The sequence below is a fragment of the Brevibacillus antibioticus genome, from assembly GCF_005217615.1.
GTDB lineage: Bacteria > Bacillota > Bacilli > Brevibacillales > Brevibacillaceae > Brevibacillus > Brevibacillus antibioticus.
In genome coordinates, this window is the sequence record NZ_SZNK01000001.1 from 1,253,212 (window position 1) to 1,277,621 (window position 24,410).

General features: G+C 47.8%; 4 protein-coding genes. All 4 read left to right on the forward strand.

Features of this window, described 5'->3' with window-relative positions; all coding sequences use genetic code 11:
• Window positions 1-13: 13 nt before the first annotated feature.
• From E8L90_RS06185 to E8L90_RS06200, 4 genes are read left to right on the forward strand one after another with little or no spacing between them, the layout of a single operon-like run.
• Window positions 14-5,989, forward strand: coding sequence for an SDR family NAD(P)-dependent oxidoreductase (locus E8L90_RS06185; RefSeq protein WP_137028450.1), 5,976 nt, complete (start codon window positions 14-16; stop codon window positions 5,987-5,989).
• Between the two features lie 28 nt (window positions 5,990-6,017).
• Window positions 6,018-9,194 (forward strand): non-ribosomal peptide synthetase, encoded by a 3,177-nt coding sequence (locus E8L90_RS06190; protein WP_137028451.1) that lies wholly within the window; start codon window positions 6,018-6,020, stop codon window positions 9,192-9,194.
• A 7-nt stretch (window positions 9,195-9,201) separates the two neighbouring features.
• Window positions 9,202-20,655: a non-ribosomal peptide synthetase gene (locus E8L90_RS06195; RefSeq protein WP_162309046.1), complete on the forward strand. Its 11,454-nt coding sequence runs from the start codon at window positions 9,202-9,204 to the stop codon at window positions 20,653-20,655.
• 26 nt (window positions 20,656-20,681) lie between these two features.
• Window positions 20,682-24,401 (forward strand): non-ribosomal peptide synthetase, encoded by a 3,720-nt coding sequence (locus E8L90_RS06200; protein ID WP_162309047.1) that lies wholly within the window; start codon window positions 20,682-20,684, stop codon window positions 24,399-24,401.
• The last annotated feature ends 9 nt before the right edge of the window (window positions 24,402-24,410 follow it).

Consider the following 24,410-nt stretch of genomic DNA (forward strand, 5'->3'; position numbering starts at 1 on the left):
GAGGATTTTTACTATGCTGGAAAAGCTTTTGGGAGTAACAAAGGATCAACTTTTTTCCAACCAAGATCCAACCATCCAAATCGAGAGCATCACCAAGAATGAGATTGCTGTCATTGGTATGTCGGGAAAGTTCGGAAAAGCGGAAAACCTGAAACAATTTTGGGATCTCATTAAGAAGAAAACAGATTTCATTGGCGAGCTTGATAGGAAACGAAAGCCTGATGTGGCGGACTGCTTGCACAGCCTCGGACTGAACGAACACGATGTTGTTCATACGGTGGGTGCCTTTTTACCCGAGATCGATAAGTTTGATCCTGCTTTTTTCAATATTTCTCCCAAAGAAGCCAGCTTGATGGACCCTCAACAACGCTTGTTTTTAGAAACGGTGTGGGCTGCACTTGAAGATGGCGGGTATGGCGGAAAAAGCATCGTAGGCAGTCGAACTGGCATCTATGTTGGCTACTCGGAATCCAAACCGACGTATGAGAGCCTGTTGTGGGAAGCAGAAGCCTCACTGGATGCAGGTGCGTTGGCTGGCAATGTGAAATCTGTAATCGCCAGCCGCATCGCCTATCTACTGGATTTACGAGGGCCGTGCCTGTTGGTGGATACCGCATGCTCCTCCTCATTAGTAGCCATTCACCTCGCTTGCCAGGCGATCCGGCAGGGCGAGGTGGAAATGGCCGTAGCAGGGGGGGTAAAGCTGTTAATGGTTCCTCAACGTCTGGCAAATCATGAAAACGTCGGGATTCAATCCTCTGATGGTAGGGCCCGATCGTTTGACCATGATTCAGAAGGAACTGGCACAGGTGAAGGGATAGGGGCTGTCTTGCTCAAGCCACTCAACCAGGCGTTGGCCGACAACGATCACATCTATGCTGTAATCAAGGGAAGTGCCATCAACAACGATGGCACTTCCCTAGGAATTACTGCCCCCAATGCCCTTGCACAGGAGGACGTACTAATTCGCGCATGGGAAGATGCAGGGATAAATCCTGAAACCATTTCGTACATAGAAGCACATGGGACAGGAACGAAGCTGGGCGACCCAATTGAGATTGACGGATTGTGCCGGGCCTTTCGCAAATATACGGACAAAGCGCAATTTTGCGCGATCAGTTCAGCAAAATCAAACATTGGTCATCTGGACAACACAGCAGGCATCGCCGGGTTTATCAAAGCAGTCTTGGCTCTTTATCACAAGCAGCTACCACCGATGGTCCATTTTCAACGGGCGAATCAAAAGATCAGCTTTATCGAGTCACCTGTCTATATCCAAGATCATTTGAGTGATTGGGACACGGACGAAAATCCGCGTCGCTGTGGTGTCAGCGCTTTCGGCTTGAGCGGTACCAACTGCCACGTCCTGTTGGAAGAAGCTCCAGATCTGAACAAGCAAGTGAAAACAGCAGTACAGGGGAAAGAGCTCCTTGCCTTCTCGGCTAAAAACGAAGAACGTCTGCGAGCGATCATTAGCCATTATCTAGCGTTTTTGTCACACCATCCTGATGTTAACCTGCATGACCTGGGTTACACCGTCACGACAGGGAGAAAACATCATACGCACCGAATCGCCATTCTAACCGACAGCATCGCTCGATTGCAGATGCAAATGGAAAAAATTTTACTGAACGCGAACGGTCTAAAGGATTTGCCAGCCTATGATGTGTCGTATGGATTGTCGGCATCAGCCAAACAGAACGAACCCGCCGATCCTGTGATGACGCGCTATACAGAAAGCGGTAGAACAGATGCAAAGGCGCTTTCTGAGCTTGCTCGCATGTATGTGCAGGGGGCAGATGTAGATTGGGAGTCGCTTTACGGAAATCAGTCCTGCTACCGCATCAGCCTGCCAACGTATCCGTTTGAGCGGAAACGCTGTTGGTTTAATCAGGGACGTACAAGCTTTATCAAGACTGGTTGGTCACGTTTGATTGATAAACGTTTGGTTCGAACGAAGGATCAAGATATCTATGCCACTGAGATGAATGTGGAAAACGATTGGCTTTTGAACGAGCATCGTTTTGGGGGACAAAGCCTGCTGGTCGGGACGGCTTATCTGGAGATGGGCTTGCAAGCCTTTTGGCATACATCCCGTGAACAGCCCGTAAGGTTCAAAGATTTAACCTTTCTGCAACCGATGTATGTTCAAGAAGAGGAAACAAGAGAGGTTCATACTATTTTAAAACAGGAAAACAACCAGTTTACCCTCTCGATTCTCAGCAAAAGCCAAAAGCTGGGCGAAGATGACGTAGAAGAGTCAGAGTGGATCGAGCACGCGGAAGGACACATCAGCGCTGTTTCTCATGGGGAGTTCGTCTCCATTTATTCGCTTGATGAGTTGAAACAGGACATGCCAAACGAAGTGACAGCTCCCGGTGTTCCTGAAGAATACAGAGAACAGTCGGACTCAGAGTCCACCCTCCATTTAGGTGCTCGTTGGTACAGTCTACAGCAGGTTCACAGTGGGGACAATAAGCTGCTGGCCTTTTTGGAACTTCCAGACGATTTCACCGACGATTTGCATCAATTCTGTCTGCATCCACCTCTATTAGATACGGCGTTAAACCTGAAAGTGGAGCAATCAAGGGACGGTGAATTCTATTTCCCGTTCCACTTTAAGGAAATTCTGGTCTTTTCCGCGTTGCCTAAGCGATTCTACAGTTACATACGCCAGCAGGAAGCTCCAAAAGACACACTGATCTTTGACATCACGCTCTTGGACGAACAGGGACAGGTGCTAGTCGACGTCACGGGTTATATGCTGAAAAAAGGATACAAGCAAGTCAGCAATCCAAGCTATCTGAATCGCCTCGAATGGGAGCAAGAGGTGATTGTGGAACATGTAGAACCGGGAACCGTAGCCAGTTTACGTAACGGGCGTGTATTGGTGATCACGGCAACTGACACAAATGACCAGCGTTACCTGCAAGCATTGCAAGAGGCCGGGGCCGACGTAATCGTGGCCGAGCTATCTGAGACACAAGATATGGAGCGGCTGCTCCAAGAGATGGATGTCAATCAAATTACACATGTTCTGCACATGTATGCTTTCCGTAATTCGCACACTGACGATGCACTCTACAATTTGTTCCATCTCGTACAAGCCTTACATGCCGAGCGCGGCAATGAACCACTTGAATTGCTGGTGCTGACGAAACAAGCGTGTAAGGTGAAAGGCAGCGAGAACGAGCTTTTCCCAGCAGGGGCTGCCTTATTCGGACTAACCAGTTCGATACGACAAGAGTTTTCAGAGTGGCGTTGCAGCTGGATCGATACAGACGATACGACACCGGCTGAATACGTGCTTGCAGAATTTGACCAGCCTACTTTTCGTGATACTGCATACCGGGACGGAGTCAGATATATCCGAAAAATAATTGCTCTGGACGAACAAAGTCAGGAAACAGAAGATCTTCAGCTACAATCTGAAGGAGTCTATCTTATTACAGGCGGAACGGGAGGGATAGGTTTAGAGATTGCCCGTTACCTTTCGCGCAAGCAAAAAGTAAAGCTGGCTCTACTCAATCGCACACCATTTCCACCGCGTAGCCATTGGGACGAATTGCTCGATTGTAACGAAGACAACCAACTGTGTCAAAAAATCAATACGCTGCGCGAAATCGAACAGAGCGGAAGTGAAATCCTGCTCTACAGCGGGGATGTTACGAGTGAACAACAAATGCAGGCAATACTCTTTGAATTGCGGGGAAATTATCGCAGGATTAACGGTGTCATCCACTGTGCTGGGGTTGCGGGTGAAGGATTGCTACTATTAAAAGAGGAGCAGCAAATCCGCAACGTGGTTGCTCCCAAGACTGAAGGCACGCGCATTCTCGATAAGCTGACACGTGTGGATGAACCCGATTTCTTTCTGCTGTGCTCCTCGGTCACATCCCTGATGGGGCGCATAGGACAAAGCGATTACGCCGCTGCCAATGCCTTTTTAGATGCCTATGCAGACTATCGTAACCAGCACGCCGGGAAAACCCTGACGATCAACTGGCCAAGTTGGATTGACACGGGAATGACGGTTACATATGGAGTAAATTACGAGGATGTAGTGAAACCGATTGAAAAGAAAACCGCGATTGCTGCATTGGACAGCGTCTTGTCCACGAATCTGCAACGGGTGATCGTCGGAGAGATTAACTACACTACACTGGCTCAATTTGAAACGGAAATTTCCCTAGGCTTGTCTGAAGGGATTGCCAAAAAATTAGCTTATACCAAGCAAAAGCTGAAATTGGAGCTAAGACCGATGAAAGCATTCAAAAGTGTCCAACCGGTCAAGCTGAAGGGTCGTGAATACGACGACTACACAACTCATGAGAAGCTTCTCGCTGAAGTCTGGGCAAACACACTGGGGCTGGAAGAGATCGACATCCACAACGGGTTCTACGACCTCGGTGGTGATTCGATCTATGCGATGAAGATTGTCAATCATTTCAACAAACAATCAGAAAAAGAAGTAAGCCTGACCGATATTTTAGAGCATCAGAATATCTTTACCATAGCCAAACATCTCGACAATCAGGGAGTCGAACATTCTCTTTCTGGGATCCTGAAGGAAGCGATCAAACCAGCAGCCAAGCAGGAACGGTATCCAGCCACCACCAGCCAGAAGCGAATTTTTGTCATTCAACAATTCGTGAATACCGGTATTGCCTACAACATTCCGAAAGTAATGAGAATTGATGGAAAAGTAGACCCTAAACTGGTGGAAGATACCATTCGCCAGCTAATCGAGCGGCATGAGATATTGCGTACCACATTCGAAATAGTCGATGGGGAGATTTGCCAAATTATTCATGATCATCTGAATGATTTCGCCTTAGCCCGATACGAAGCAAGTGAAGAGCAGATTTCCGACGTAGTTCGCGATTTTATCCAACCGTTTGATTTGAAAAAGGGGCCGTTGTTTAGAGTCGGGTTACTGCATCTGGCGGAAGAAAAGAATGTATTGTTATTTGATTTTAACCACACGATCATGGATTGGGCGTCCTATAATCTTTTCATTTTGGATTTCTGTGATCTTTACCAAGGAAAAGCAGTGTCGCAACCAGCCATTCAATTTAAGGATTTCGCCATCTGGCAGCGTCAACTGCTTCATTCCCCGTTTATCAAGCAACAAGAACAGTATTGGCTGGATACTTTTTCTGAACCGCTGCGCCCCTTGCAACTGCCGACTGACTACCCGCGTGCGCAAGTTCGCTCATTTGCCGGGGACAGGGTTGAGTTTGCATTCGATCAAGCGTTGACGGACACTCTCTGTCAGTTCGCAAGCAACAATGGAACCACTATATATATGGTATTGCTTGCTTTGTACAACATTCTTTTAATGAAATATTCAGGCACAGAAGATATTGTCGTCGGTTCTGCCATCTCAGGTCGTAGACACGTGGATCTAGAAGAGGTTATTGGGATGTTCGTTAACACCTTGGCGATCCGCAACCAGCCGCAAAAAGAGATGGCCTTCCGTGAATTCATCCAGCAGGTAAAAGAACACGTGTTGAAGGCCTACGATAATCAAGATTATCCCATTGAAGAACTGGTGGGAAAACTTCAGATCAAAGGGGATATGTCGCGTAATCCGCTATTTGACACGATGTTCATTTTCGAAAACATCGATGTTGAAAAAATGTCTATCGGCGAATGGAGCGTACGCGATTTGGACTTCGATTTTGAGATTGCAAAATTTGATTTGACTTTATATGCGCTACAGGACCAAGTATTGAAATTCAGTCTGGAATATTGTTCAGATCTGTACGCCAAAGAGACCGTAACCAAGATGGGTCAGCATTTCATCATGCTGACTGAACAAGCCCTGGAACAACCGGACCGCAAGCTCTCTGAGATTTCGTTTATGACTGATGCGGAACGCCAACAACTCCAGAAACGGCTAAATCGTGACTCCACCATGGAAAAAGCGGAGGAACATGCGGACAGATCATGGGAGACGGACTGGGATGGAAACTTCAACTTTTAACAGCAGTCGGAAGTAGAGGAGGATCTATATGACAAGCCTGGATATGCAGTTATTACTGTCGGAACAGAAATATGCGAACCAAGAGAAGTATTGGCTGCAAAAAGTAAGTGGGATGAACTTTACAGGATACGGGGGTGTCTTTCGGTCTGCCCAAACAGATCCATATCAATACGGGCAAGCCGAAATCACAATCACAGGAGAACTGTGGGAGAAGGTGCTTCATCTCGGCAACCATTCTAGCTTGTCACTATATTTCGTTTTGCTGACCTCGCTAAAGGCTTTGATTTTTCGCTATTCCGGCAATGAGGACAGTATTGTTGCCGCTCCTGTCTTTAAACAAAAGCGTACTTCTGATACCCTGAATGATTTGCTGATTCTGCGAGATGTCATCACCGGTGACATGAGCTTTCGTGAGCTATTGCTGCAGATTCGAGCAACTGCGTTACAGGCGGTGGAACACCAGGATTATCCGTATGAACGAATCTTGGAGCTTGTACGTCAAGCGGAAGGACAAGCTCCAGAGGAGTACGCAATTCCATTCGTCTGCCGCCTGAAGGACCTGCATGACGAATTTCCGGTAAATATCGCCCGGCATGCACTGACCTTCTCTTTTGAACGACGGGGAGAGGATGAGCTCAAGGGGACGATCACGTATAATGCAATGCGTTTTGACGCGGAGGTCATCAAACGATATGCAAGTCATTTCGTAAACACATTGACCTACGCCGTATCCAACATTACGGCACAACTGAATGAAATTCCGCTGGCGAGTCAAGAGGAATGGGCGCTGCTGGATGAATACAACCAGACAGAATCGTCTTATGTATCGGAAAAAATGATCCACCAGCTTTTTGAAGAACAAGTGGAAAAAACTCCAAATGCCACAGCACTTGTGTTTGGAGAAGCAACCTTGACCTATCTGCAACTGAACGAGCGAGCGAATCGATTGGCTCACAAGCTCATTGCGTCAGGTGTGACCCGAGAGCGGATTGTGGGCATCATGATCCCACGTTCGATGGAGATGATCGTGGGTATGCTTGCCATCTTAAAAGCGGGCGGAGCCTATTTGCCGATTGATCCAGAGTATCCGTCAGAGCGAATTGACTATTTCTTGCATGACAGCGGCGTTAATCTCCTGCTTACTCGCCCTGAATTGTCCAAGAATTTGCATAAAGATGTGAAGGTGATCGATCCCTTCGATGAGCACGTGGAGCAGCCAAAACACAATCCGGCTTGTACAGGCTCCTCAGCGAACCTTGCCTACGTCATCTACACCTCAGGTTCAACTGGCCAACCGAAAGGCGTCATGATTGAACATCGCTCTGTTGTCAACTTTTTTCACGGTATGAGAAAATCCATCGACTTCTCCGCAGGTATGACGATCTTGGCGCTCACCACCTATTGCTTTGATATTTCTGTGTTGGAGCTGTTGCTGCCCTTGAGCTGCGGACTGCGAGTGGTGATTGCTGATGCAGCCCAATCCTTGAAGCCCGACCTTTTAGCTGAACGCATACGCCAAGAACGAGTCGATCTGCTGCAGATGACTCCATCACGTATGCAGTTGTTGCTCCATAGCGAAAGTGCCCGTACTTGCCTGTCAGATGTAGTGACGATCATGCTCGGCGGCGAACCTGTCTCAGCCGCGCTCGTAAAACAACTGTCCGCTTTGAGTAATGCTCGTCTCTTCAATATGTACGGACCCACGGAGACCACTATTTGGTCCACTGTCCAGCCTTTGTCGCCAGATCGACCAGTGACGATTGGCAAACCGATTGCCAACACACAGGTACATGTAATTGACACACACATGAACCGACAGCCAATCGGCGTAGCAGGGGAATTGTGCATAGTGGGAGACGGTTTGGCAAGAGGATATCTGCACCGTGCCGATTTGACCGCCGAGAGATTCATCGCCAATCCATTCCGCCCGGGCCAGATCATGTATCGTACAGGAGATTTGGTACGTTTGTTAGACAATGGAGAGCTCGAACACTTGGGCCGTGTCGATGACCAAGTAAAAATCAGAGGGTATCGCATCGAACTTGGTGAGATCGAGCATCAACTGATAGCCAACGATTCGGTACAGGAAGCGGTGGTGCTGGCCAAGGAGTCGGAGGAAGGCAACAAGTTCATGTGCGCTTATCTGGTTGCGGACCAAGCGATTACCCCCCAGCAGATTCGAGAATACTTGCTGACGAAATTGCCGGAATACATGATCCCGTCTTATTTTGTCAAAGTGGACGCAATGCCTTTGACCCCCAATGGCAAAATCAATCGAAAACAGTTGCTTACCATAGATCATGAGAGGGATCTGGAGCCAAATTACACAGAACCGGAAAATCAAGTAGAACAAAAGTTGGTCTCCATCTGGTCCGAGGTGCTGAATATTGACCCCAAAAAAATAGGGATTCACAACAGCTTTTTTGATCTTGGAGGCAACTCCATGCTGTTTGTTCAAATGCTCGCGATGGTCGAAATCGAATACCCTGGAAAAATCTTAGCGACGGACTTGTTTATGAATCCGACTATCAAGCAGATCGCTCGTGTTATCGTCAACCAAGAAGTGACCATTCAGGCCAATGTGACACTAAAGCGAAATCCCTTGCCATCAGAATTTTTCTCCCATGGGCAACATGAAGGGGAAGCTTTGTCGTATAGCGCCAGCCTGCAAGGCCGAGAGCTGGCTCGCTTGAAAGGTGTGACCAAGAATCGTGGCGTGGAACAGGAAGACGTGCTGTTAGCCGCTTATTATTACCTATTCAGCGAAGTGATGAGCAAGGCAGATATTACGCTGTACACTATGCTCGGCCAAACGGATAGCCTGCAGCAATTTACTCTTATTTTTGATGAAATCGAAAGCATTGAGGAATTGGTGCAGTGGGTTCATCAACGCTCTGAGCGCGCCCCCCAACAGGAGTTTCCAATCAAGGCTATCCATGATGTCAGCCAGGAGGAGGACCGTTACTCTGTGGCCCTGTTGATGTATAAGAAAAGCTTGCTTTTAGCAAATGTGAACTTGTTGCAGCACTTCGACATTTTTCTCGAAATCAACGAGCACCACGATCGTACGGATGTAACCTTTGAGTACAATGGCAGCCGCATGAACCAAATGGCCATGCAACAACTGGTGAAAGGCTACCTGATGATTATCCAGCTGCTCGTGGATGAGCTGGAAAAAGCAGGTACTAGTCCAGAAAAGGGATGAGAACTGTATGAAAAAAAAGCTACTCAATTTCAGTCTTGATCAAGTCGGGACGCTCGAGCAAGAAGGGCAGATTCAGATAGATGAAGTATCGAAACGTGATGTTGCCATCATCGGCATGTCAGGAAAAATCGCACAAGCGGACAATCTGGAAGAATTGTGGAATTTTATCGCGCAGGGAAAGGACTGCATTAGAGACTTTCCGATGTCACGGCGTGTAGATACCAATGCATATCTGAAATACAAGCAGACGTATGATCCCCAAATGCAGTACTCTTCGTTTGGTTTTTTAGAAGAAGTCGACAAATTTGACTACAGCTTTTTTAACATTCCACCCAACGAAGCGAAGTACATCGATCCCAACCAACGCTTGTTTTTACAAATGGCCTGGGAGGCGATGGAGGATGCAGGGTATGGCGGCGACAAACTTAAAGGGACGAATACCGCTGTCTATGTCGGATTTGACGGTGACATGCCCTATAAGCAGTTGATTGCTGACGTAGAGCCGGATGCGCTGGCATTTGCCTTGACTGGTACTTTGGCGCCGATTATCGCCAGCCGTATTTCTTATCTGCTGGATTTGAAAGGTCCAAGCATGTTAGTCAACACCGCTTGTTCATCTGCATTAGTCGCCACCTATATGGCTTGCCAGGAAATCCGCAACGGCAACTTCGATATGTCCTTGGTCGGTGCCGTCAGCCTTAACCTAATGCCGATAAAAGCCTCGACAACGCTCGGATTGGAATCTTCAGATGGACGCAGCCATACATTCGATAACGATGCAGACGGCACAGGCGGGGGCGAAGGCGGAGGTGTAATCATGCTTAAATCACTGAGCCAAGCCTTAAAAGATCGCGATCACATTTATGCTGTCATCAAAGGAGTGGCCATCAACCAAGATGGCACTTCTAATGGAATGACTGCTCCACACCCTGGCGCACAGGAAGAGGTGATCGTCAGAGCATGGAAAGATGCCCGTATTGACCCAGAAACGATTACCTACATCGAATCGCACGGGACAGGGACAAAGCTGGGTGATCCAATCGAATTGGAGGGGATCTCCAGGTCATTTCGCCGATTTACCCAGAAAAAACATTTTTGTGCTGTTAGCTCCATCAAGACGAACGTTGGTCACTTGAACCATGCGGCGGGAATAGCTGGGTTGTTAAAAGCAGTGCTGTCTTTGAAAAACAAACAGCTCGCACCTTCGCTTCATTTTAGGCGGCCCAACAAAGGGATTAATTTTATTAACCTGCCTGTCTATGTGAATAACGAGCTTGACGAATGGAAAACTGATGGGCCCCCCAGAAGATGTGGCATCAGCTCGTTTGGTTTAAGCGGTACCAATGCACACATTGTTTTGGAAGAAGCCCCTTTGCCAAAGGAACGTATCCGATCTGCCGCCCATATCCCGCATGTGCTGGCTCTTTCAGCTCGAAGTGAAGCTGCATTGCGCGAGCTGGTAAAGCGATACGCTGAATTCGTGGCAAGCAATGATAACCTTATCTTGGAGGATGTTTGCTATACAGCCAACACCGGACGTGGCCATTATCAATATCGATTGCTGATCACTTGCGTTGATTTGAAGGAACTCTTAACGAAGCTTATGACACTGCTCAACGCAAATTGGAACGAAGATCTCCTGTCCTACGGAATCTATTGCAGCATGTTCGACACCATGAGCGGCAACCTAGACAGCAAAAAACAGGGCGAGTTGACCGAAGACAAAGCAGAGGTCCTAAACATATCGATAAGCGAAAAAGTGGATACCTTTGTGAGGGGCAACATGCGGGACCAAGCTTTGCTGATCGAGATTTGCCAGTCCTATGTCCGAGGGGGGCTGATTGACTGGGAAGCTTTTTATCAGCACGAAATGTGTCACCGCATCAGCCTGCCCGTCTACCCGTTTGAGAAAAAACGTTGCTGGGTGGATATTCCTTATACGGAAAGCCCACATGCCGACGAGGACGGCCTGTTTCATGTCATAAAGTGGGAATCGTCTGACCTACAACCTGGTGCCTATCCTCCAAAACAAGGCCGTGTACTTTTGCTGGCTGACGATTCAGACATAAGCGCCAAGCTCTCCATTTCCCTCAGCGAATTGGGACGAGAGGTGATAATGGTCGAACAGGCGGACGAATACCAGAAGCTGAGTGACAACCATTATTTCATTGACGGTCTTGCAGGTGGGTACGAGGCTCTCATGGATGATTTGGCAGACAATTTGTTTACGCAGGTCGTTTATCTGCAAACCGACCGCTCCGGAATTCATTCGCTCACCGAGATGAGGAAAACGCAAAAGAAAGGTGTTTACAGTCTGTTCCAACTTTTAAAGGCAATGCTGAACAGACAAATCGATCAAGAGATCGAAGTCCTGCTACTTGTGCCGTATGTTCATAAGGTTGACAACAGCGAACCGACATTCTGCCCAGAACACGCACCGTTGATCGGATTGGGCAAAGTTGTAGGGATGGAAAGCTACAATGTTACATGCCGTTTTATCGATATCGATGGTGCTGTCACTCCCGAAATGCTGGCAGCAGAAATCCAAACAAGTGAACAAAAATACGGTGTCGCCTACCGAAATGGCAAGCGCTATGTTGAGGTCCTGTCCAAAACGGACTTAACCGATACACCCAACCTGACCACCGATATCCGTGAAAACGGTGTCTACGTGATCACGGGTGGTCTAGGGGGACTTGGTTTGGAGATAGGCAAATTTTTGGCGTCAAAGAAATCTGTCAAAGTCTGCCTGATTGCCCGAAGCCCGCTTGAAGACCACTCAGAATGGCCGGTCCTGTTGGCTCAAACTCAAGACGAAAAGCTCCAGCATCGCTACAAAACCCTAATGGAGATGAAGCGTCTAGGCAGTGAAGTGATCTATTACCAGGCCGATGTTTCGGAGGAAGATGCATTAGCACAGGCCCTTGACGACATCCGTTCCTGCTTTGGTCCAATCAACGGCGTGATTCATTGTGCTGGTGCGGTGGGAGAAGGCCTGATTATCGGGAAAGGGGAAGAGCTTTTCCGCAGCGCGATCCAGCCAAAAGTGGAGGGAACGTGGCTGCTCGACCGTCTGACAGAAGAAGACCAGCTTGACTTTTTCTTGTCTTTCTCCTCGATTACATCACTTCTAGGCGCTCCTGGTCACGGTGCATACAGTGCTGCCAACTCGTATCTCGATGCGTTCGAAGCGTACCGTAACAAGCTGGGGAAACGGACAGTCACAATTAACTGGGCTGCTTGGAGAGATACGGGGCTTGCCAAGGATTACGGTGTCAATGTGGATGGTCTGTTCAGAGTATTGCCAACCGAAGAAGCACTACAAGCCCTTGAGCACGTTTTGTCCAAGGATATTACACGGGTCGTGATCGGGAAGGTTAACTATGAGGATGAGGTAATTCTTTCAGAGTTTGATTCGCCGATGAAGCTGTCTGATGAAATCCTCGACATTATCGAATACAAGAAGCAAGCCTTTGCTCCCCAGAAAAATGCACTGCGTAGCATTGAGTTAAAGACAGTGACATTAATCGGGCGCGACAACCATACCTATACTGATTGGGAACAATTGGTCGCTGATATCTACGGCAGCGTCTTGGGATATGACGAACTTGATCTGAATGATAATTTCTACGAACTGGGTGGCGACTCCATTGTCGCTATCAAAATCGTCAACTGTCTCTATGACAAGCTCAAAGTCAAGATCGAGCTTACACAAGTACTGAGAAATTACCCGACGATCATCAGCCTGGCTGACTTTCTTGAAAGCTTCTACACTTCGGCCGAAGCGAAGCAGTATCCACCGATTGTGCCAGTGACGAAACACGATTTCTACCCAGTGTCAGCAGCGCAAAAACGTATTTTTACATTAGCTCAAATCGACAAGGAAAACCTGGGCTATAACATGCCGTCCGCATATCTGATCGAAGGCGACTTCGACATCCAGCGCTTTGAACGGGTGATTCATACGTTGATCGCAAGACACGAATCCTTCCGTACCTCCTTTGAAATGATCAATAATGATCCAGTGCAAATCGTACATGCGGATTGCGATTTCCAGATTCAGTACTTCACCACTTCTAACAAAGACATTGGCGAATTGTTGGCGCAATTCATCGCTCCATTTGATTTGTCCAAGCATCCGTTGATTCGTATTGGGTTAGTAAATAAAGCACAAGATCAACACGTATTGTTGATTGACATGCATCACATCATCTCTGACGGGACTTCAATCGGCACCTTGATTCAGGAGTTTGCCTCTCTCTACGAAGGTTTGAGCCTGCCAAAACCAATTGTACAGTACAAAGATTTCGCGGTTTGGCAAAATCGGTTGCTTGATTCTGACCTGATTTTGCAGCAGGAACAATTCTGGCTCGACACTTTCTCCGGGGAGCTGCCATTGCTTGAACTGCCAACGGATTACCCCCGTCCAGCGGTCATGAGCTACGATGGGGACAACTACGATCTCGAGATCAGTCCCGCCCTGACGTCTAAACTGCGAGAGACATGCAATAAAAACGATGTTACGCTGTTTGTGCTATTCCTTGCAACTTATAAGCTCTGGCTTGCGAAACTGACCAGACAGGAAGACGTTATTGTGGGTACCCCCGTTATCGGACGTAATGAACCGAGTGTGGAATTTGTGATCGGAATGTTCATCAATACCATTGCCCTTCGCACTTATCCACAGGGACAGAAGAGCTTTGCCCACTATCTCACCGAGGTGCGGGACAACATCCTGATGGCTTTTGACAATCAAGAATATCAGTTCGAAATGCTGCTAGAAAAATTAAAGCTGACTCGGGACTTGAGCCGGACTCCACTATTCGACACCCTTTTCAACATGCAAAACACTAGCTTCGATTACGGAGTCAAGGTAGGGGAGATGAAGTTCAGCCCGTATCTGTTTGAGAATAAAACGGCGAAATTTGATCTCACTATCCACTTGGAAGAGATGCCGGACAAGGTACTCCTCAACTGCAATTATCGCACCGCCCTGTTTAAACCAAGCACGATCCAATACTTGATGAATCAATATCTAAACTTACTCGAACAGGTGGTTGACAATCCTAACCGTCCTCTTGAGGAATACCGCCTGTTTGAGAAAAGTCAGCTGCAAACGAAAAACAGCGTACAAACTGAAGTGGTTTCTGAATCATTTGAAGCTGAGGTCTATTCGTCCATCGTCCAACGCTTCGAAGAGCAAGTCGACAAACACGCTGGAGCAATTGCGGTAAAAGATAAAGCCAAGACCTATTCGTACCTGGAACTCAACCAAACCGCCAACCGCATTGCCCACGCAATTTTGTCCTATTTACCGCTGACGAGGGAGCAACAGCCTGTCGCCATTCTGTTTGGACACGTGGCCGAGATGATTGTGGGAATGTTAGGTGTATTGAAAACGGGCAACTTCTATGTACCTCTGGATCCCACGTTCCCTGTGGATCGACTCAAGGACATGCTGGAACTCTCAGGAGCCCGTCTGATCGTGACCAATCACGAGTACGAAGACCTGGCTGCTCAACTGGCTGCGAGTGATCTTGAGATCCTAACAATTCAGGCGTTGGAGAAGAACCGTAACATTTCCAGCATGAATCCGAACTTGCCGATCACAGCAGGTCAACTTGCTTACATCATGTTTACTTCGGGATCAACGGGTAAGCCAAAAGCGGTGATGCAAACTCATCACAATGTCCTTCATTTCATTGCCTGCTTTGGCAATGATCTGCAGATCAGCGAAGATGACCGCATCGCACTGTTAACTTCCTACAGTCATGCTGTAGGCGTTCTGGACATTTTTGTGGCAATTCTGTTCGGGGCAGGCGTGTATCCGTACAATATCAAAACGGAAGGCAGTATGGATAAGCTTCCCGCATGGCTTTTAGATCAGCAGATCACGTTCTATCATTCCATTCCGACCGTGTTTCGCTATTGCATGATGGCGGGTGGGGAAGAGACGCGGTACGAACATATCCGCCATGTAATTTTAGGCGGCGAGCCGGTGTACCAAGGTGATCTTGCCTTGCACCAACGACATTTTGCTGATCACTCATTGTTGGTAAACCTGTACGGCGCCTCCGAGATTCTGATCGCCACTTCCTATGTGCTCAAGCACGGTTCCTCCATGACTGGCTACGCGCTGCCTGTTGGGTACCCTGTCGAGGGAGTCGAGATCGCGTTGTGCAATGAACAAGGTGGAGAGACTCGAGTTTTTGAAATCGGTGAAATCGTAGTCAAAAGTAAATACCTCACTTCTGGTTACTGGAAGCTCGAAAATAAGACACGAGAAGTCCTGTCTTTTGACAAGGATGACCCATCCGTGGCGGTCTATCGCACCAATGACCTTGGGCGCATGCTGCCGGACGGAAGCATCGAATATATTGGGCGAAGAGACTTCCAGGTCAAAATACGCGGTTACCGTGTAGAACTCGGCGAGATCGAAACCATTCTCAACCATATGGACAACATCGCCAAAAGCGCAGTGATCGTTACGCATAACCAGGACCACGAAGCCCAACTGGTCGCCTACTACGAAACCTACGATGGAAAATCACTCGAGACCGTAGATGTCAAAAACGAACTGACCAAGTACTTACCTGATTACATGGTGCCGACCTACTTGATCCATCTGGATAAAATTCCGCTAACTCCCAATTACAAGATCGATAAAAAATCTCTCCCGAACATACAGACTCTCCCATTCAGTACACAATTCGTGGACGCTGCTGATGAGACGGAGGAGGTGCTCATCCATATCTGGAAAGACATCCTAGGGATCGAGTCAATCGGGGTTAACGACAACTTTTTTCATCTTGGCGGGCATTCGTTGAAAGCCGCAGTGCTGATCTCTCACTTGCACAGAGCCTTTGACGTAGAAATTCCGCTGCGAGAGATTTTCTATCGTCAAACGGTAAGGGAATTGGCTTCCCACATCAGAGAGTGCAATCGAAGCCTGTACACGAAAATCCCGAAGGCTGAGGGCCGTCCGTACTATCCAGTGTCCTCCGCCCAGAAGCGCCAATACGTCCTCCACATGTTTGAAGGAGCGCAGACAAGCTACAACATCTCCCGAGCGCATGAAATCATCGGCGATGTCGATGTAGAGCGGTTGGAGAGCATCCTGCAACAATTGATCAACCATCACGAACCATTGCGCACTTCGTTTGCAATGATAGAGGGGGAACTTGTTCAGGTCATTCAGGAAGATGTGACATTTGCCATCGAGCAATTGGAAGCAGACGAAGACACCCTTGAATGGGTCGCCGCCAGCTTTATTCGCCCATTTAATCTGGGCCAAGCGCCGTTGCTCAGAGTCGGGATCATACGCCTGTCCGAACAACGGCATGTGCTCTTGTACGATTTGCACCACATTATCGCAGATGCTACTTCCGTGCAACTTTTGTTAAGAAACTTTTTTGATCTGTATAACGGACAAGAGATGCCACCCCAGCGCATCCAGTACAAAGAGTTCTCGCTCTGGCAAAAAGAACAGCTGCAAAGCGTACGCATGACCAAGCAAAAAGCGTACTGGATGGAAACCTTGTCTGGCGATTTGGCTGTCTTGGATCTGCCGACGGACTTTACCCGGCCCCTCTTCAGGAGCTATGAGGGCGACACCTTCTCATTCAAGATTGACGCTGAACTGACAGGGATGCTGCACCAACTGACGAGAGAGACGAACAGCACTTTGTTTATGGTGCTGATCGCAACCTATAATGTCCTGCTCGCAAAATACTCCGGACAAAACGAAATCATCGTCGGTACGCCGATTGCAGGCCGTAATCACGCAGACTTGGAGCAGATGATGGGGATGTTTGTCAACACCTTGGTTCTGCGGAACTTCCCTGACGAGAAGAAGACATTTGTAATCTTCCTAGATGAAGTGAAAGCGCATGCTCTGCAAGCGTTTGAAAACCAAGACTACCCGTTTGAAGAGCTGGTCAATGCACTCAATGTCAAGGTTGACCCAAGCCGCAATCCGCTGTTTGATACGATGTTTACATTGCAAAACATGGACATGTCGAACATGTCGAGTGACGAGATTGCATTTCGCCCCTATGAGTTCCATACGGAAAGTACACAATTTGATCTGCAGCTTGAGGCGATCGAATCGGAGGAAGGCATTCATTTCAATTGGTGCTACTGCACCAAATTGTTCCGACGGGAAACGATGGAACGGATGGCAACTCATTTTGTCAACTTGCTTCAGGAAATCACGAAAAACAAAGAACGCACGATTGCCAAGCTGAACCTGTTAAGCCAAGCAGAACAAGAGCAGCTACTCAACACCTTTAACCAAACCGTACTTGCGTATGAACAGGATCAAACCGTGGTACAGCTCATCGAAGTCCAAGCAGTCTGCACCCCTGATAAGACGGCTCTAGTCTGCGGGAACACCACACTTACCTACCGTGAGCTCAACGAACGGGCCAACCGAGTCGCCCGCACCTTGCAATCACAAGGCGTGCAGCCATCCGATATCGTTGGCCTGATCATGCAAAGATCTGTGGAGATGATCGTGGGACTGCTCGCTATTCTCAAAGCAGGTGCTGCATACGTGCCGATTGATCCAGATTATCCGCAAGACAGAATTGCGTACATGTTGGAAGACAGCCAAGCAAGAGCGCTTCTCACGCAACAAGCATGGAGAGAAAAGGGAACGTTTAACGGAACGGTCATCTGCATTGATGACGCCCTGCTTGATGATGCAAGCAATCTGGAGAAACTGGCTACACCAACCGACCCAGCGTATGTCATTTACACGTCAGGTTCAACAGGGCATCCAAAAGGAATCATGATCGAACACCGCTCTCTGGTCAATTTCATCGCGGGCATTCGAGACCGGATTGATTTTGCCGCAAATAAGCCAGTTCTTTGTGTTACTACGATCTCCTTCGATATATTTTTCCTGGAAGCTATCCTGCCATTGACGGTTGGCGCCAAGGTTGTAATTGCCACAGAACAGGAACAACAAGACATGCATCAACTGGCGCGATTGATTAAAGAGCAACATGTGAATATGCTCCAAATGACACCGACACGCATGCAGCTGTTGCATGCCGCAGATGACACATGGACAAAGCAGGTAACAGAGGTCATGATCGGCGGTGAAGGATTCCCGCTGTCACTGCTCACCAAGCTGCAACTAAACATGAATGCCCGAATCTTTAACATGTACGGCCCAACCGAAACCACAATCTGGTCCGTCGTTCACGAACTCACGCAAGAAACCGAAATCAAGGTGGGGACGCCTATCGCCAACACCCGATTGTATATTCTCGGTGAACAATTGCAACTGCTGCCAATTGGCGTTGTTGGGGAGCTGTATATCGCAGGAGACGGTTTAGCGCAGGGCTATTTCAACCGTGACGACCTGACCCGAGAGAGATTCGTTGTCAATCCTTATGAGGACGGCCGCCTGATGTATCAGACAGGAGACTTGGCTTGCTGGCAAGAAGACGGAACGGTTCAATGCCTCGGACGCCTCGATCACCAAGTCAAATTGCGGGGATACCGGATTGAGCTGGGTGAGATTGAAGAGGTGCTTTTGCAGCATCCAGACATTACCGAATCCGCTGTGGTTGACTATGAGGATGAATCACGGGAGAAATACCTCTGCGTCTACTACGTCACCACTGGTACAGCGACAGAACAGGATGTGAAAGAATACTTGGCCCAAAAACTTCCTGTCTATTTTGTACCTGCCTACGCCGTTCGATTAGATCAGCTTCCACTTACAGCCAATGGCAAGATCAACCGCAAAGCCTTGGTCAGACCAGACTACAAAGAGCAAGTAATGGTTGAATATGTAGCTCCTCGCAACGAACAGGAAGCGAATATTACCCGGATCTGGCAAGAGGTACTGGGAGTGGAACGAGTTGGGATTAAAGATGATTTTTTTCAACTCGGAGGCAACTCGATCAAGGCCATCCAAATTTCATCGGCCCTGTTCAAACAAAATTTGCAACTTGACATCAGAGACACGTTCCAATATCCGTGCATCAGTGAATTGGCGCCCCACATACATCAATTGGCAAGCGTTAACGATCCAATCGACTCAACCGGTTTCATTCTGTTGGCACCGATGCAGCGTGAATTAGCCAATGAGATCATCATGGAACCCAATAGCAAGGCTCACTCTGTCATGCTGTACAGCAGAGAAGGCTTTGATCCGAAGCTAGTCACCCATGCCTTCACTGCCGTGGTCAACCATCACGATGCGCTGCAAATGATCTTCCAGCTTGACGACAATGAACTGTTGCAAATTCACAAGCCAGTCGACCGCGCACACTTCATCTTCGAAAACCTGGACATAAAGGCAGACCAGGATGCCCGTGCGATCATCGCTGCAAAAGTCACTTACATGAAAAGTCATCTCGCAGGAGTAAAGCCTCCATTTATTCGTCTGGGTCTGTTCCAAACACAAGAAGGCGATTACTTGTGCATTCTCATCCATCAATTGCTCATGGATGAGTCATCGTGGCCGATTTTGCTGGAAGACTTCACACAAGCTTATGTCAGTCTCATGAACAAACAGCATCCAGTGATCGAGAAGAAAAGCGCTTCGTTCCGCGAGTTTGTGAACCATTTAAGCTCCCATGCTAACCAAATTGACCACGAGCAACCAACTGGTTACTGGGCGTCTCTTGATCGAACGCGAGTCCCTGCGTTGCCGACTGATTTCGACATCTCGACGGCGGATTCCCAAAACGATGCCCATATCCTGTCTGCAGAGCTGAGTGAAGAGGAGACCTACCAGTTACTCCATCACACGAGTCACGCTTATCAAACAGACATAAATCATCTTCTGTTGACAGGATTTGGCCTCGCGCTTGCTGATTGGTCGAATCAACAGCTCTTCTTGATAGACGTCGGAGAACGCGGGCGAATACTGAGCGAAGGAACGCTCGACCTGACACGGACTGTGGGATGGATTAACTCTACGTTGCCACTTCTGCTGGACATGGGGAATGAAAAAGATCTTTCGTATCAAATCAAGAATGTCAAAGAGACCCTGCATCGGGTCCAAAATGGTGGATCAGAGTGGTTATTGAATATTCAAAAGAAAAGCAAAACTGAAAAAACTAATAACAAATTAATTCCATCTAAAAATAAAATATGTTACAATTTTTCCTGTAGATGGAATCAAGAAGATTTAGACTTCTTCCAAATGGATCAACAATATGAAGCATTAAGCGGTCATACTCTGTCAAATGATGGCAATGTAATCTCCCTGACTTGCAAGATCGTTGAAAAACGGCTGATTATGTCTATCCGATACAGCCGCTCTCATTATCAAAAAGTTACGATTCGACGCTTGCTAGAAAAGTATCGACAACAGATGCATTTGATTATCGCTCATTGTAAGGCAAAGGAGGACACAGAGTTAACTCCGTCCGCCTATGGAAACAGTGAGCTGACGATTGAAGAAGTGGGAGAGATTCTCCAGATGTTTGAAAAATGATAGCACCTGGGAAAGAGGGTAGGCTTTTGGATTCTGGGTTGAAAGTACAAAAAATCTATAATCTAACCCCTATGCAGGAGGGGATGTTGTATCACTCCCTGTTGTCACAAGACTCTCATATGTATTTTGAGCAGGCCACTCTAACGATTACAGGCGAGTTGGATCTGGAGCTGCTGGAACAAAGTGTGAATCTCTTGATTTCACGTCACGAAGTACTCAGAACCAACTTTGTTCATGAAAAACTAAAAAAGCCCCAACAGGTCGTCTTTCAAGAACGTCCTATCAAGCTTCACGTCGAGGATATCTCGAGCTTGTCAAAAGTGGAGGAGATTGGATATCTAAAGCAGTTCATTCAACAGGACAAGCAGAAAGGATTTGATCTGTTACGCGATCCACTGCTCCGTTTTTCAGTGATCAAAGTAGCTCCGAAACAATATAAACTGATCCGTAGCTACCATCACATCATCATGGACGGCTGGAGCCAATCAGTGTTTACGCAGGAATTGTTTTCGATCTATTCTCAGATGAAGCGGAACACTCCGCTTCATCTCTCCCCTGTGCAACCGTTTCAAGTATATATCGACTGGATAAACAAGCAGAACAAAAAAGAAGCGTACAAACATTGGCAAAGATATCTGCAGTCTTATGAAGAAACTGTTACCTTGCCGATCTATGGCACACCACGTAAGGTTGACACCTATATACGCAGTGAAACCTGTTTTGACTTTAGTGAGGATATCCAGTACAAACTGTCGAATCTGGCAAAACAACACCGAACCACCCTGAGTACTGTGATGCATATGCTGTGGGGCTTGTTGCTTCAAAAGTACAACCATGTCAACGATGTCGTATTTGGTTCAGTAGTCTCAGCCCGACCGCCGCAGGTTGAGGGAATTGAGCGAATGGTGGGTCTCTTTATCAACACAGTTCCATTCCGGGTGAAATCAGAGCCAGATTTGACAGTGTCTGCATTACTCCGCCGCGTGTCAGCGGAGTCGCTCGCATCCCGAGCCTATGAGTATGTGTCCCTGGCTGAAATTCAGAGCCAATCCGTTTTGAAACAAGACCTGCTGAATCACATTGTTGTTTTTGAGAATTATCCACGTTCGAAGCCTGCCCAAGCTGACGTGGAAGCGGGACCTGGGATCGAGATCAGCGATGTAGAGATTTCTGAACAGACTAACTATGACTTGAATGTCATCATCGAATCAGAGCCGAAGCTGGCAGTCCAGTTCAACTACAACGCAAACGTTTTCGATGCCGCCATGATTCAAAAGGCGGGCGAACATCTTCAGGTTATTGCCAGTGCAATCACTGAGAACCCCGACATCCGCATCCAGGATCTTGAAATCCTGACTTTAGAAGAAAAACATATCATTCTACACGCATTTAATGATACAGCAGTACCATATGACTCTGACAAACCGGTCTATCGCTGGATAGAAGAGCAAGCAAAAAAAACGCCTGATCAAACGGCCATCGTCTTTGGAAATGAGTCGCTTACTTACCGACAAGTGAATGAAAAAGCGAATCAGTTGGCCCGGCTGTTACGCAGGCAAGATGTACAAGCTGACAGCATCGTTGTACAAATCTCCGACCGTTCGTTTGAAATGATCATTGGACTCCTGGCAATCTGGAAAGCTGGGGGAGCCTACCTGCCGATCGACCCGTTTTATCCAATGGACCGCATCCGCTATATGATGGAAGATAGCGGAGCTACGATCCTTTTGACAGCCGATCCCCAAGGACTCGGTACACATCATTTTCATGGAACGATCATCGACCTGCGTGATCCTGATCTTGCTTGTGAAGAGAGCACCGACCTAGAGCAGTGCGCGTCGACTGAAAACTTGGCCTATCTCCTTTACACATCAGGTTCGACGGGGAAGCCCAAAGGGGTCATGGTGAATCACCAATCGGTTAGCAACTTGTTGAGAGCACTTATCGACCATATCGATTTCCGTTCGGGAAAAAGGATTGTGTCCGTTACAACACCGGCCTTTGATATTTTTGTGGTCGAGACGTTCATTGCATTGGCATTGGGTTTGACCGTCGTGGTGGCAAGCGATGAAGAATTGCAAGACCCTGAGTTGCTCTGTGAGCGGTTGGTGCGCAGCCAAGTGCAGATGATTCAAACTACGCCATCGAGAATGCAGTTGTTGTTTAATCATTCGGACTTTTCTGACCGCTCCTTGCATGTAACAGATATCATGATAGCAGGGGAAGCCTTTCCAGAGACACTGCTCTCACAATTGGCTACCTATGTACCAAAGGCTTCCATTTACAACATATACGGCCCAACAGAGACAACTGTGTATGCCACTCTTCATCCTCTCACCATCGATCAACCGATCACGATTGGTAAACCGCTTGCCAATATGAAGGTTTATATTATGGATGCTGACAACAATCTGATGCCGATCGGGATTGCCGGAGAGCTATGTATAGCGGGAGACGGCCTGGCCCGAGGATACCTAAACCGCTCGGAGTTGACGGCGGAAAAATTTACGCAAAATCGCTTCGGAGAACTTATCTATCGGACTGGAGATTTGGCCAGATGGTTGCCCAATGGGGAAATAGACTATTTAGGCCGGATGGACAGCCAGGAAAAAATTAGAGGCTTCCGCGTCGAACTCAATGAGATCAAGCATTGCCTCAACCAGCATCCACTGATTCAAGATGCAGTCGTGACGATTCGCAACGATTCTCCATCGGAGAAGACGATCATAGGCTACTATATTGGGGAGCAAGACATCGATGTCTCTGAACTGATCGAGCACTTGCAAAAAACCTTGCCCTACTATATGATCCCGGCTTACTTCGTTCGCGTGGACGAGTGGCCATTGACCCCGAGCGGCAAAATCGACCGCAACCAACTGCCCGAAGTAGAGGGGAGCCGTTCGTTTTCCACAGGCGAATTCGTTGCCCCCACGACTCAACTGGAACTGGAACTGTCCGCCATTTGGAGGGGTGTTTTGGAATTGGAGACGATCAGTGTCCATGACAACTTTTTCCAAGTCGGAGGAAACTCGATCAAGGTGGTGTGGATGCATTCACAGATCAACACCAAATTCCCTGGTCGTGTCCGAATCACCGATCTGTTTGCCTATCCAACCATCGCCAAGCTATCTGCTTTTATCGAAGAAGGCATGAGTGATACGCTCGTCCTGCAACCACAGATGTTTCCGCAGAGACTGCTCATGCAGAATGGCGAAGCAAGCGAGGATATGGAGTTACACGTGATGTTGCCGCTAGAGGTTTCTGCCATCCTGCATGATACCGCAGAGCAGGCAAGTGTCAGCTTGGAGGACGTCTGTCTGGGGACATATGCTTATTTCCTATCTGAAATTACGGAATCCTTGCAGGTCTCGCTGTATACCACAGCTCTGCAAAGCAGTCAGATCATTCCGCTTCACATCGGAATGGACAGCATAGACGACTTGTCTACACTCTTTACCCAAATCAGCCATGGTCGGGCTGCACAGTCAGCGAGTGGACGAACGCAATCAATTGAGGCTCCACCGACTAAGGAGGGGTTGTACCTTCTGTTCTATTCGGATGCTTTCCCGCCAAGTGTTGGGGTTGACCCGTTCGACTTGCGCATGATCATCAAGCCGCAGACAGACCGCATGCAAATCGTATTTGAATACCGTTCTTCCAGAGTAGAAAGCAACACAGTGAAAGAAATGCTGCAAAGCTACGCACAGTTTCTTTCTAATCTGGCCTCCCATTCCGTTTCACAATAGAAAGGATGA

What these genes read in the sequence shown, in the direction of transcription:
- E8L90_RS06185 (WP_137028450.1), top strand. Translation starts at nt 14, where the DNA reads ATGCTGGAAAAGCTTTTGGGAGTAACAAAGGATCAACTTTTTTCCAAC.
- E8L90_RS06190 (WP_137028451.1), top strand. Translation starts at nt 6,018, where the DNA reads ATGACAAGCCTGGATATGCAGTTATTACTGTCGGAACAGAAATATGCG.
- E8L90_RS06195 (WP_162309046.1), top strand. Translation starts at nt 9,202, where the DNA reads ATGAAAAAAAAGCTACTCAATTTCAGTCTTGATCAAGTCGGGACGCTC.